Raw genomic sequence first — 12,288 nt, forward strand, 5'->3', positions numbered from 1 at the left:
GTGACCTGCTTCCCTTTGAGTCCGCTAATTTAGGTTAGCTCTGTTCAGGTTTTGGTCTTCGTTTGACCGTTTAGCATATTCGGCTGGCGTCATGCCAGCGAGGCTTGTGTGTGGGCGGTGATGGTTGAAGTCGGCGCGCCACATCTCGATTAGGTTGCGCGCATGGCGTAGGCTATCGAACAAGTGCTCATTCAGACATTCGTCGCGCATCCTGCCGTTGAAGCTTTCGACAAACCCGTTTTGCGTTGGCTTGCCGGGCGCGATGTAGTGCCAGTCAACCTTGCGGTCTTCTTGCCCCTTCAGGATCGCATTCGAAGTCAGTTCGGTCCCATTGTCGCTGACCACCATACAGGGATATCCACGCATCTCGGCAATCCGATCCAGTTCCCTGGCCACGCGGTCGCCGGAGAGCGATGCGTCGACCACAGCAGCCAAACATTCGCGACTGAAGTCGTCGATCACATTCAGGATGCGGAAGCGGCGACCGCAGGACAGGCTGTCGGACACAAAGTCCAGAGACCATCGTTGGTTCGGCCCCTGTGGGATCGCCATCGGTGTTCTGGTGCCCAGTGCGCGTTTGCGACCGCCCCGTTTGCGAACGGTTAACCCTTCTTCGCGGTAGATCCGGTATAACTTCTTCCAGTTCACATGCCAGCCTTCACGTTTGAGCAAGATGTGCAGCCGTCGATAGCCAAAGCGTCGCCGTTCATACGACAGCTCCTTCAGCCGACCGCGCAGATTAGTATCGGCTGGCTGCTTCGACACACGCCGGTAGACGCGTGGATCAATCCCGGCCAAAGCGCAGGCCCGTTTCTGACTATATCGCTTCTCTTTCATGGCCCAGGCCGCAGCATTGCGTCGCGATCCGGGCCTCAAAAGTTTTTTCCCAGCATTTCCTTGAGCGTTGAGACATCCATCATCTGCTCGGCCAAGAGCGTCTTCAACTTTGCATTCTCCGCCTCAAGCGCCTTCAGCTTCTTCGCGTCCGACACTTCCATCCCGCCATACTTGGATCGCCATTTGTAAAAGGTAGCATCGCTGACGCCATGCTTGCGGCACAGATCGGCCGCCGTCGCACCGGCCTGATGCTCCTTCAATATACCAATGATCTGTTCTTCACTGAAACGGCTTCTCTTCATCATCTGTCTCCTTTTTCGAGAACAGGCTAACCAAAAACACCGGACATTTCAGGGGAGCAGGTCACTCGCCCATAACACAAGCACAGATGTCCGCTTCTCATAACAGAGAATATGACTTGTGCTTATGCGGCGAAAGTCCGGTTTCCGCCGAATTCTGTTGAAAAACAACGTTTTTCTGTCGCAGAAAATGTTGCCTCAAACAGAGTGCGAGCGCCTTTCTTTTCAGGCTTTTTGCGGTTGCTGCGGTGCAGGAAAGATCTTTGCTAATTTGCGGAGGTTCTGGGCGGTGGCAGCGAGGAGGAATTCGTCATTTGCGCCGCAAGGTCCCCGCAATTGGAGCCGTCCCAAGCCAAGGATGCGTTTGAGATGTGCGAAGAGCATTTCGACCTTCTTTCGCAGCCGCATCGAGACTTTGTATTGTTTGGTCTTAGCTATGTCACGGGCGACCTGACGGGCATCTTCATGTTCTTCGCGAGTGATCTTGCGCGCATCGGCTTTTGGGCAGCACTTCATTTTTGATGGGCAGGCTTGGCAGGTGTGCTTCAGCGCTTGATATTTTGCGACGCCTTTGCCGCTTGGGCCACGGTTCGGATCGGAATAATTACGGCGGAATTGCTTGAGCGGTTCACCTTCGGGGCAGATGTATTGGTTGTTTTCAGGGTCCCATTCAAAATCTGCGCGGGACCAGGTGCCATCAGTCCTACCGGATTTATCCAACACAGGAATATGAGGCTCGATATCGCGATCAACCAGCCAACCCAGCATCGGCCCAGATCCATAGGCGCTGTCCGCGATGAGCCAGTCGGGGTCCAAATTGTGCCGGTCTTTGATCCGATCCAACATGGTTCGCACTGACCCAACTTCGGCCTGACGAATCGACCTAGTCCCTTCGACGTCAACGATGACGCTGTGATCGGTATCGATCAGGTAATTGGTAGAATAGCTAAAAAACGCTGGCCCTTTACGAGCCGCTGTCCACTGACTGGATGGATCGGAATGGGACGTAAATTTGGGTTCCACGGTGGACGCAGCACCAAATGCTGCGTTGTCCAAGACGTCGAGGTATTCTTTTACTGCACGCGGCGCATTGTTTGGATCGATGGCCCTGCGATCCCAGTCTTCCTTCGGTGTGGAGTTCTGCTTGTTGGCGTCGGCTTCAATTAGGCTTGCGTCCGCTGCAAGACGTTGTCCGCTGACCAAACCGTCTTCGATGCACCGTGCGACAGTTTTCTCAAACAGATGCCGCAGCAACGCGCTTTCACGGAAACGTCCGTGTCGGTTCTTGGAAAACGTCGAATGGTTAGGAATCGGATCAGACAAATCGAGGCGACAAAACCAACGATACGCCAAGTTCAGATGCACCTCGTCACAAAGCCTGCGCTCAGACCGGATGCCCATAATGTAGCCAACCAGCAGCATCCGGATCATCAACTCCGGATCAATCGATGGGCGACCAGTATGGCTATAGAAATCGGCAAGGTGGGCGCGAATACTGCTCAAATCCACAAATCGATCAATCGACCGTAACAAGTGGTCTTGTGGGACATGATTTTCCAGAGAGAACTCGTAGAACAATGCTGCTTGCGCTTCCTGCTTCGGTCCCATCATCGCTAATCCTCCCGCTCGTAGAGAGAATTGAATCAGCCAATTACGCCTCGATCAAGCAGGAGTTTTTCAACAGAATTAGCCCACTTAACACAACTCGAAAAACGTGATGACCGTAAAGGCACTTCACCCATTGGGCAGCTTAGATAACAAAGGAATATCCTGAACCAATGGACAAAAGATCTGTCGCAAATGGACAGAATCCTGTCACAAATGGACAATTAATTTGTCACTTTACAACAACATATGTCAGTGGACCATAAGAGTGCGAGCTTTCCAAGCTACCGAGAAACATCATCCGCAACAAATTGTATCCAAACGATAAACTAGCCTCGAATTTCGTTGAGACCAAAAGCATGCGAACTTGACACAAAAGCATGCGAAAAATCACCGATCCAAAAAAGAAAAAAGCCCACAATAGATGTGGGCTTTCTCACTGCTCAGATTGAAAATCTACTCAGGTGGTTGCGTCTTGTTCCAAAGCTCAAACATCTTTTGGGCTAGAAACATCTCTTCGTAGTCGTTCACCGAAAATGGCGAGAACCCTGGAGCGAGATTCAAACGCTCGGTGAACGCGCTACAAAAATGTTGTGTCGAGATTTTCTTTGCCTGCTCGTCATCCACTCGGATTAAGGTAGCGATTAGCAGCTCGACCACCAATCCCCAGCTGTTCCCGCAGGCGAGACAGAGTCTTCGGTAGAAATCGATGGTCCCAATTTCCGAGAAATCACAACCAGCTCGTTCAGCATAGGCATGACAAAGGCTGTTCAGTTCATCCAGGCAGTCTTGGTGATGGATGTGAATCTCCCGGAACGAGATCGGTCGCAGAAGGTGGGCAAGTTGCTCTTCCTGCTGAATCCGATCTGCGAGTTGTCCGATGCCGGAGAGCACCAGCATGAAAGGCCAATCCGGTTGTTTCAGAAGGGATTTGAAACTGTCCAAGATCATGGCTCGGGATTCTTGGCCTTTGTTTGAGAAAATGTGCTGGCATTCGTCATAGTGAATACCAACGACACCCTGCGCCTGTGCCTGATACTGCACCCGATCCCAGTAGTCTCGTTGGCTTAGAGCCCTTCGATGCTCCATGGGGTACTTCAGACCGGTTCTGAGCGTATGGATGCCCAAATCTTTCCACGTGATTTTGCCACCTAGTGTAACGGAAACAAAACGGGCTGGTCTGCCATCTGGCATAAGCGTCGATCCGTCATTTACCTCTGACAAAATCTTTCGAATTTCAGTGGTTTTTCCGATCCTGCTTGGCCCAGTAAGCAATATACCACGCGCTTCAAATGGGCCTCCCAACGCCGCTTTAGAATAGTAGTCCGTAATCATCCATTCAAACGCATCACGTAAGTCGTGTGAACGTGGAAAGGTGTAGTGAGCTGAGTACAGGTTTTGCTGTAAATCGACACGGTTATGCTTAACGAAACTCATGACAGTTTACCCTTTGTATCAGGGCGCCCAAGTATCTGGGGATCATTCGAAGAGGATCTTTCGCCGTTTTCGATGGGAGGCTGAAGCCCCTTGCCAACTTTGCGCACACCTTCTCCGGCAGGCGGCTTTCCAATCCTGCCAGGCTTCAGGGTGTTAGGCGTGGGTATCCGTGGACCATGTACGCCGGTGGCAACAATCTTGGCTTTTGCTTCCGCTTCTGCTTGGGTCATATAGCTTCGCGCAAGCTTGTGCTCGATACCGGTTTTCCTCATTTGTTCGAAGCGCTTTCTACCGGCTCGAATTCGTTGGGAATCGAAGTCTATCGTTTCTTCTGGTGTCTCCGCACGAAGCTGAGCGGCATACGCCAAAAACTCAGGAATCGTGAGGCCTTTCATTGCTGTCCAACTGAGTCGTCCCAAGATCGGGTCTTTGTGACCTTCCACGAGAATGGTGACATGATCCACAAGGTCAGGGTCCGAAAAAACGGTGACCTTTTTCTTTATTTTATCTCGAATAGCCTGGAGCTCGCCAGATGTGTAAGGAAGACCAAAGACCTTCACACCTTCGTCGGTAACGGTTGCCTTCTTTTTCCAACCCAAAGCGATACGTCGGTTGTGATCAGGGATAGCATGTATCACACCACCACCGGTCTCGTTGTTGATGCGATTGGCTACTTTGACGGGACGAGCACCCATCATACCCGTGCCATAGTGGCGTTGAAATGGATATTCATCCACCAAGTAGCGCGTGATCAAACCATAAATTTCTTCTTGATCCAGTACGCCATTCTTGATGGGATCGTATCCGGGCAAGGCATTTGCCTTTCGACCAGTATACCCGTGGATCATCTGAAACAGCACCGATTCCAATGACCCAAACACTCGTTCCTGATGTGATTTATCGATCCCATGGTAGGCGCGTAGATCGACTGACTGTACATTCATCCCCAGCAGAGCAGTCTTTACTGTCGAATTGCGAAGTCCAGTGCCGTTGTCAGAGCGTATTTGACAAATTCCGACAGCAGGCATCGGATCGCGGTCACAGCCATAGATGGTTTTTTCACGGGTTTTGTCGCGCGTTGCCATTCTCAGGGCTTGCAGGGTTGCTTCAGCCGATGGTGTATCAGTCAATACCCATCCCAGGGGCATTCTGGTGGCGATATCGAACACCAAGACCAGCCAAAGTCTTGTCTGGATGATATGATCGATTTCTTCGACCGTTGCTCGATCATCTTTGGAAAGTCGCTCCCAAAGGCCACACTCCTTGACGGAGGCGATCAACGATATCTTGCACTCGTCGATATCAACAAGTTCACCGATGAGCAAAGCACGCGTGTCTGTCGCGCCGCGACTTCGGTTGTTGGCAACAAATTTTTCGCCCTTCCGAGCTATGGCGCGCGCCGTAGCGCTAATCGCCTTGATCCGTCTCGAAACGGTCTTGTGGCAGACCATCACCAAAGCTGATTGACCACGGGATTGTCGGAGGCCATTGTCTTCATCCACCAATTGCTCAAGGCGCCACAACACTTGAGCTACGGAGGGGTCTTTTGTGTCCAGGCCGACCTCATCGATAGCTTGGGAAATCAACTGTTCAGTACGAAGTGGAAGCCTTGGTGTGCGGTTCCCCTTCAAGCAATTTTGTTCAGCAAGTGCCATCGGGTTGCGGCCGGAACTGCAATAGAGGGTGTAGTACTTGAGCAGAGTGCGACCTTTGGGGATCAGAAAAACACTCTTTCTCTTTCCCCCGCGCACCTCGTTGATAGCAATCGGGCCCTTCTTGAAGATAGTGCTGGCTACCTTTTGGATAAATTTTCGATTTCCCGACCTGTTCAATGAAGGCTCACTGATTTTAACCCCCGTAGATTCCAAAGCGCCGATGGCAACGCAAAGGGCTGTTTGGAAGTCCACGTTATCCATTCCTTCTGGCTTTAATTGATCTGGATGCGGGAATTGGCCTGAACGGATTCGTGCGGTTGCTTCAGATTCTGGAAACCCATGAAATGGCATGCTTATATTGGGCTGATGCAAGAATGCGATTGCCTCTTGATAGGAGAGGAATTCGACCTCTCCATTCAGGCAATTGACAGCTTCAAAACAGTTATTTTCTGCTTGCCGAAGGCGGATGGTTTGACCGGCACTGATGATCTCTTTTCCGGCCGGGACGATGTATTTTGGTTTAATCATCGGAGGCACTCCAGATATGAGAGTGTTCGCAAATGACGGCATCACAGTCGGCATCTAGTTTGCCCGTCGCTATCAGGCGCAAAACCGACTGGGTTATTTGGGCACCAGACAATGGCAAACGCCCAAACAGATCTGAAAGGTGCCAGACTTCACGCAGCGTCTCAAATGCTGCTTCTACAACCTCGTCTGAACGTGCGTCGGGCTGAAAGTGGACCAGATGATGCATTCGACGAAGATTGTCTCGTCGCGGGCGTGAATACGCGTCTCCATCGATTACAGCGAAGCTATGGGCCTCTGATTCAGGTACTCCGTTGCAAATGGCGTCGATCTCATCCTGAATATACCGCTTGTTCAAACTGGTACTGTTCCGAACAAAGACGAAACATCGTTCTCCCGTATTGTAAGTGATCCTAAGGTCAATTGTGTGAAGCTTGGTCTGACCATTAGGATGCAAATAGGGGAATGTAGTCGGCTGAAATTCCACATCGTGAACGTGGGGAGATACCAGCGCCTCCATGGCCACCGCAGCCTCAGCCATGCTTTCGGCAGCCCCTATCTTGGGTTGCCAGTTATTGGCGGCTGATCGGTAGGTAAACGAAACCTTTTGCGAAACGCTGCTGGTGGTAATTGGGTTTCTTACGCCTGTATAGGGAAGCACACCGTGTATATCGCCGAACTGTATCTTTCCAGCAGAACGGATCTTCGGCAGCGCATATTGCCATGTGTCGTGGTCTAAATCTTCGAAATGAGAATTCATGACAACGCCTCCTCGATTTGAGAAGGCGTCCAGTCGTTCAGGTAAAGTTCAGCCAAGCCGGAGCTTTCCACCTTCTTCCGAAGGTATATTTTGCTGTACCTTGGAGAACCAAATGACATCGGAAACACATTTTTCGCCTCCAGTTTCCTGGCTACATGTATGGCTTGGGTTCCATAATGGTTCGCCATCATACCAAGTGTGGCATACTGACCCAAGAAACTCATTAGATCCGATGTTCGGATCAAAGACATCGGTTTGCGAGAACGATGGTGCCTGATGCGCTTACACGTCAGGAGGCCACGATCAACGACAAGACAAATCGTTGGTGTATTGATACGCAGGAATTTCTGTATCTGAACCTTTGTATGGCCGCTCGGAGCATCCGACTGAAGGTGATCCAGCACCTCTTCGCGATCCACATAGAAATCGCGCAAATTTGGAGTTTCGACCGTGTAGCAGAGTGATTTGAGTTTGCCCTCTAAACTCAGCTTTATCACGTCTTCGAGGTAGCACTTGGCGCGCGAACTGGCTTCAGCAAGCCGATAGGTTCCGATGGGCACCTCAGAGACTTGGCGCGCGGTGCTCTGAAGGTGTTTCAGAAAATCTTCGATATCGTCGGGATGAAAGACTGGATCCATCCCATCCAAATTATAACGAGGTCGTACAAAGCCAGCATCAGAGAAGCGGCGCACAAAACTCTTTGCGATTCCAACCGACTGCGATAACTGCGGGCCGTTCATGCATTTCGAGAACGCCGTAAAGTGCGGGTCTACTTCCTTTGCGTCGAAGAGAGATTGCTGATTGCCTTTCCAATCACCCAAGCCGAGGTTTTTGGCCAGCCTCGCAGCCCGGGCCGTGCTGGTGCCATATGCTTTGGCGAGTGTAGAAGTATTATGGATCTTTCTCTCGGGGCATACGGAATTCAGAAACCGCTCCCCTTGTTCAAAGGGATAGGTTCTGAAGGCAAAGTCGGTCACGAGCTCAACAAGCCCTGAAAACTTGGGGTTGTCCAAATCTACGCGCCCAAGCCATCTGGCAAACGCGCCGAAATCCGTATAGAAACCCGGCACCATCGTTGTGGATGCATCCCGAATTTTCCTAAAAGCGGCATTCAAACCAATCGGGCCATCCAAGAATGCCTCAAAGCCGAATGTGAATGCGGTAGCCTCTTGTTCTTCTGAAAATGTCGATGGCCGCACTGCGCTTCCAAAGGTCAAGACCGCACCAAGCTTTTCGGATGCTTCGACAAGCAGGCCCAGTTCTTGTTCGTCACACCAGGTGTTTTCTCGAACTCCTGACAGGCGACGATGCAGGTAGCTTTCAAATTTGGTAGTTGCAGTGTGCTGTGGTGAACATCCTGACTGCTCCAGGATTGCCTCTTTGTGATCTTCCACGCGCCTGCAGAAGTCAAAGTCACATCTTGGTCTGACCGCCTTTGGTAGCCTGAACATCGGAACACAGTGTTTATGGCAAGTACGATATGCGGCGACTTGCCATTCAATCCGACCAAAGGGAGCACCGCCTTCGAGATCCTCTGCAATGCACTGAGGGCAAACCCTGGTTTCGTGCATCCGGAGCGTCTTCGCCATGACGGTCTCCCCCGCAATCTCGTAACGGCGATCACCGAGCCCTACCAATGAAACCTCAGCAAGCTCGTTCAGGGGTACGGTAGAAAGAACCGACAGTTTTTCTAGCTCGTCGCGATTGCCACGGTAGGCTTTTGTCCATCGCAATTTCAGATCGTTGCAAAATTCGAGAACCGTCGGTGTCCCGTTGGCCGCTGCAAGGTTTGAAACGAACGAAATTAACGTTTCGCGAGGCCGAAGGGTTAAGATAACAGGCAGCTTATGCATTTTGCGCCCCCTCAATCTGACTTAGATAGCAGGGAGCTCCAGGACGGTATGTACCATATGCGCGGGGCGTAGTTTTCAATGTGATCAACAACATCGTCACTTTACTCTTTTTCGTAGCCGCATCGGGCCGCCGGTCAAATTTGCCCGGCGGAGACTTGACTTTTGAGGTGAAACAAGAGATCAAATGACTAGCTAAGGGATCACTTGATCTCATATGGAATTGGCTCGGAGCGGGAACTCTGAGCCTTTTCTGTTTAAGGCATGCCGTCCTCCTGTTCTGGGTAACGATCCGGCCAGATTTCCTCTGGCTTAAGACCTAGGTGTTCGGCAATTTTGCTCTGAACGGGATGGCTCTTTGTCCGTCCCATGCAAGTGAGCGACACCAGCGCTGTCGTTCTACCAAGCTCCTTCGCTATGTAGGTAAAACTGACGCCGCGCGCTCTAAGAGCCGCTTTCAACTGCTTATGCAACACAATATCTGGTGTCATTAACTGATGCCCTTTTCAGAGAAAAAGTGCGATCTTCTATGTTAAGTTAAGAATCGGTAACACAGGTTATCCCCAGTCCGTCAAGAAGAAAGTGCATCCTGTAACCCATTAAAATATTTGGGTTTAAATTTACCTTCGTTGAGCTCGAATGTTGGGTTTCAATTTACTTTCTCCGGGTTCGAATTTACCTATCAGGCCTCATCGAAACGAAGTCGGGGAACAACTAGCCACCCGGTGATCTGTGTCTATATATAGTGTCTTTCATCTGCGATAAAAACTTTTCGAAACTTGCTCAATACGGCAGCCGACAAAAAAGGGGAAAACTGAATGGCCAACTGGTATACGGCTGACCTCCATCTCGGTCACACCAGAATTATTGAATTCTGCAACCGACCGTTCGCAGACATCGAAGCAATGAACGCGAGGATTATCCAAAATATACAAAGCCGTGTGGGCTTCGATGATGACCTCTGGGTGTTGGGGGATTTTGCCTTTGGTCAATCGACAAGCCCGGAGAAGTTTGAAAACTGGTTTCATCAGATCCCGGGGCGTAAGCATCTTGTCATCGGCAACCACGATGATGAGGCAGTCGTAGCTTTGCCTTGGGAAAGCATTGCTGATCTAAGGGAAATCAAAGATGGGGATCAGCGGTTAGTGCTTTGCCACTATCCTATGATCACGTGGAACAGAGCCCGAAAAGGTGCGGTTCAGCTATTTGGCCACGTCCATGACCAATGGCAGGGCTCGCGCAACAGCGTCAACGTTGGCGTTGATCAATGGGACTTCTGCCCTGTCCAAACTGACGACATCCTTCGCCGAGCGCGTTCACTGCCAGTGAACAAGCACTGGGCGGATGTGGAGCATGGGAACCATTTTGACTGAGAAATGCGTTGTGCACGCCGAAGCCAACAACGTTTTTGGCTAGAAACCGGCCATTCGGAACCAGTGCGGCAAAGATGCCGAAAGAGCCCCATAGCGACCAATGCTGCGCCTCGTTCGAATGTCAGCGAAGCGCAGATTTCGGACTTTGCAAAGTCGGGATATCTGACGCCATGATGTAGATCCGATGCCGCACGCGCACTTGGAAAAGCCGCCCTTCGCTGCAGGTGCAACCCTCAAAACCATCGAACGGGAACAGTGCGGACAAAGTGAGCGTTCGATGTTTCGCCGTGAATGGCCGCTTCGACTGAAAACGATTGGTCGAATGGCGAGTTTAGGGCGTGTAGTCATCTTGAATTTCTTCGGATACGGTCCATTTCTGAGCTTGCGAGCGGCTTGGCGGATATGGATCGTCGGGATCCTTGATCAGATCGGGAATGATCTGCCTGATGTCATATGTCAGATCGACATCTTCTGAGAACCGGTCAATCGCCTTGTAGACCTTGGACAGCGAGGTTCCGCCCTTGAACACCAGGTGTTCGCCGAGAGCACTGTCGAACAAGGCGTCAAGCACCCAGACGACCCAGATATCCTTTTCCAACAGGTCTGCAGGCCGCCCCAATTTCGAGGCGGCCACTTCCAGCGCGTCGATCTTGTCTTCACGCGACAGCGAAAAATAGGTTTGGCTTTCGGTCATTGCAATGACGCAAGCGCGCTAAGTTCCTTGGCCATCCAAGTAGGCGCAGAGGCTCGGAAGCTCAGAAGCTCGCGCTTCTCCTCTTCGTTCAACGTCGCTTTGATGCGCCTCAAAGCATGAGCAGCTTCGGACTTGCCGAAATAGGCAAGCGCCCGAAAGGCGTGACCGGCGCGACTGTTGGGCGCACGAAGCTGCCAGCTCGGCACATGCTTAAGCTCGACGCTTTGCGCTCCGAGTTTCAGCTGACGGCTCGGCCCGGAGGTCCAATAAACTTGACGGGAAGGATTCTGCGTCGACATCCCGAGCAGGTTCGCTGCCGACGCTCCGCTTTGCGACACGCGCTCACCGGTTGATTTCGCAATGTGCTCAACCACGGCCTCAACTGAGGGCGCCCGGCTCCCGAAGCGGGTTTTCACAGGCTGCGCGAACAATCCTCTCCTCAAACGCAGAAGCTCCCCACGCCGCACCAACCGAGACAGCGCCTGATCGACCGCAGCACGCTCTCCGAGGTGCAACAACTCCCGCGCCGACAGGGTCGCACCCTCCGGCAGCGCTTCAGCATAGGCCTTGATCGCTTGAGATGTGGTTTGCATGTTCACCTCCTCGTGTCAGATATATAGCTTAGTTTCTGACAGTTTTCAAGCTGAGGCTTGCGCGGCTCACGCTAGTTAGGAAAAGACCACAACATTAAGCAGCTCACCCATAGTACTCGGGCATAAAGAGGCGCTTTACGACGATCGGAAATCATGACCAACAGGGTTTACACGGCTGGGCGACACAAGCGGCCCAGAACGGTCACTACTGAATGTTCAGCGTTGCTGTGCAGCTTCCTGAAAGGTCCCGTCGGCCGCAGCCATCACGACCTCGTCCTCGCCCATCCATTTGTTGGAGATCAGAAACCTGCGGACCGCGTCGGGGGCCTCGGAATAGAGTACAAGCGCGAGGCTTTCTTCAGCCCGCGTGCAGGTAACGTATAGCAAACGGCGGGTGCGCTCGATCGTGTTTTCTTCGCCCTGATCCGCCTTTTTCTGAGAGGCTGGGGACAGGCGCTTTACGTCAAACAGCGTCTCGTAGGAGGCAAGGCCCTTGAAGCGCGTGTGGGCGTCATCAGTGATCACCATGACCCGTGGAAATTCGAGCCCTTTGACCCCTTGGTGGGTGCCATATGGGCTGCGGTCTTCGACATAGGCGAGGTAACGCGCCACTTGGGAAAACGGCGCCTCAAGCGCTTGCGTCGCGGGTAGCGTCGGTCA

General features: G+C 51.9%; 11 protein-coding genes. 1 reads left to right on the plus strand and 10 read right to left on the minus strand.

Going from position 1 to position 12,288, the window contains the following annotated elements; all coding sequences use genetic code 11:
• Nucleotides 1-24 precede the first annotated feature (24 nt).
• The 7 genes from ACXAEW_RS05210 to ACXAEW_RS05240 form a co-directional block, all read right to left on the minus strand.
• Nucleotides 25-1,139, minus strand: a protein-coding gene (locus ACXAEW_RS05210) for an IS3 family transposase (protein WP_474940317.1) whose coding sequence is annotated in 2 segments (ribosomal slippage) — nucleotides 25-890 and nucleotides 890-1,139 — 1,116 coding nt in all. Because the reading frame shifts where the segments join, the coding sequence is not laid out codon by codon here.
• A gap of 222 nt (nucleotides 1,140-1,361) precedes the next feature.
• Nucleotides 1,362-2,747: an IS1182 family transposase gene (locus ACXAEW_RS05215; RefSeq protein WP_474940318.1), complete on the minus strand. Its 1,386-nt coding sequence runs from the start codon at nucleotides 2,745-2,747 to the stop codon at nucleotides 1,362-1,364.
• 450 nt (nucleotides 2,748-3,197) lie between these two features.
• Entirely contained in the window at nucleotides 3,198-4,178 is a 981-nt protein-coding gene (locus ACXAEW_RS05220; protein WP_474940319.1) for an ATP-binding protein, read from the minus strand.
• On the minus strand, nucleotides 4,175-6,361 hold the full coding sequence (locus ACXAEW_RS05225) for a hypothetical protein (protein ID WP_474940320.1): 2,187 nt from the start codon (nucleotides 6,359-6,361) through the stop codon (nucleotides 4,175-4,177). The genes ACXAEW_RS05220 and ACXAEW_RS05225 overlap by 4 nt, the downstream gene beginning before the upstream one ends.
• The gene (locus ACXAEW_RS05230) at nucleotides 6,354-7,118 is read right to left on the minus strand and encodes a hypothetical protein (RefSeq protein ID WP_474940321.1); all 765 of its coding nucleotides are present in this window, start codon (nucleotides 7,116-7,118) and stop codon (nucleotides 6,354-6,356) included. The genes ACXAEW_RS05225 and ACXAEW_RS05230 overlap by 8 nt, the downstream gene beginning before the upstream one ends.
• A complete protein-coding gene (locus ACXAEW_RS05235) occupies nucleotides 7,115-8,971 on the minus strand; it encodes a TniQ family protein (RefSeq protein WP_474940322.1) in 1,857 nt (618 codons plus the stop codon). The genes ACXAEW_RS05230 and ACXAEW_RS05235 overlap by 4 nt, the downstream gene beginning before the upstream one ends.
• Before the next feature lie 254 nt (nucleotides 8,972-9,225).
• Nucleotides 9,226-9,459, minus strand: a complete 234-nt coding sequence (locus ACXAEW_RS05240; protein ID WP_474940323.1) for a helix-turn-helix domain-containing protein — start codon at nucleotides 9,457-9,459, stop codon at nucleotides 9,226-9,228.
• Between the two features lie 327 nt (nucleotides 9,460-9,786).
• Here ACXAEW_RS05240 and ACXAEW_RS05245 point away from each other — a divergent pair, with 327 nt between their 5' ends.
• Nucleotides 9,787-10,341 carry a metallophosphoesterase gene (locus ACXAEW_RS05245; RefSeq protein ID WP_474940324.1) on the plus strand — a complete coding sequence of 185 codons (555 nt, stop codon included), beginning with the start codon at nucleotides 9,787-9,789 and terminating at the stop codon, nucleotides 10,339-10,341.
• A gap of 331 nt (nucleotides 10,342-10,672) precedes the next feature.
• On the opposite strand, the gene ACXAEW_RS05250 is transcribed toward ACXAEW_RS05245, so the two are convergent.
• From ACXAEW_RS05250 to ACXAEW_RS05260, 3 genes are all read right to left on the minus strand, one after another.
• The gene (locus ACXAEW_RS05250) at nucleotides 10,673-11,035 is read right to left on the minus strand and encodes a nucleotidyl transferase AbiEii/AbiGii toxin family protein (protein ID WP_474940325.1); all 363 of its coding nucleotides are present in this window, start codon (nucleotides 11,033-11,035) and stop codon (nucleotides 10,673-10,675) included.
• On the minus strand, nucleotides 11,032-11,628 hold the full coding sequence (locus tag ACXAEW_RS05255; protein ID WP_474940326.1) for a DUF6088 family protein: 597 nt from the start codon (nucleotides 11,626-11,628) through the stop codon (nucleotides 11,032-11,034). Before ACXAEW_RS05255 ends, ACXAEW_RS05250 begins: the two co-directional genes overlap by 4 nt.
• Nucleotides 11,629-11,844: 216 nt before the next feature.
• The gene (locus tag ACXAEW_RS05260) at nucleotides 11,845-12,240 is read right to left on the minus strand and encodes a P-loop NTPase family protein (protein WP_474940327.1); all 396 of its coding nucleotides are present in this window, start codon (nucleotides 12,238-12,240) and stop codon (nucleotides 11,845-11,847) included.
• Nucleotides 12,241-12,288: the final 48 nt, after the last annotated feature.

The organism is Epibacterium sp. ABZ3_068 (genome assembly GCF_056159265.1).

What these genes read in the sequence shown, in the direction of transcription:
- ACXAEW_RS05215 (WP_474940318.1), bottom strand. Translation starts at nt 2,747, where the DNA reads ATGATGGGACCGAAGCAGGAAGCGCAAGCAGCATTGTTCTACGAGTTC.
- ACXAEW_RS05220 (WP_474940319.1), bottom strand. Translation starts at nt 4,178, where the DNA reads ATGAGTTTCGTTAAGCATAACCGTGTCGATTTACAGCAAAACCTGTAC.
- ACXAEW_RS05225 (WP_474940320.1), bottom strand. Translation starts at nt 6,361, where the DNA reads ATGATTAAACCAAAATACATCGTCCCGGCCGGAAAAGAGATCATCAGT.
- ACXAEW_RS05230 (WP_474940321.1), bottom strand. Translation starts at nt 7,118, where the DNA reads ATGAATTCTCATTTCGAAGATTTAGACCACGACACATGGCAATATGCG.
- ACXAEW_RS05235 (WP_474940322.1), bottom strand. Translation starts at nt 8,971, where the DNA reads ATGCATAAGCTGCCTGTTATCTTAACCCTTCGGCCTCGCGAAACGTTA.
- ACXAEW_RS05240 (WP_474940323.1), bottom strand. Translation starts at nt 9,459, where the DNA reads ATGACACCAGATATTGTGTTGCATAAGCAGTTGAAAGCGGCTCTTAGA.
- ACXAEW_RS05245 (WP_474940324.1), top strand. Translation starts at nt 9,787, where the DNA reads ATGGCCAACTGGTATACGGCTGACCTCCATCTCGGTCACACCAGAATT.
- ACXAEW_RS05250 (WP_474940325.1), bottom strand. Translation starts at nt 11,035, where the DNA reads ATGACCGAAAGCCAAACCTATTTTTCGCTGTCGCGTGAAGACAAGATC.
- ACXAEW_RS05255 (WP_474940326.1), bottom strand. Translation starts at nt 11,628, where the DNA reads ATGCAAACCACATCTCAAGCGATCAAGGCCTATGCTGAAGCGCTGCCG.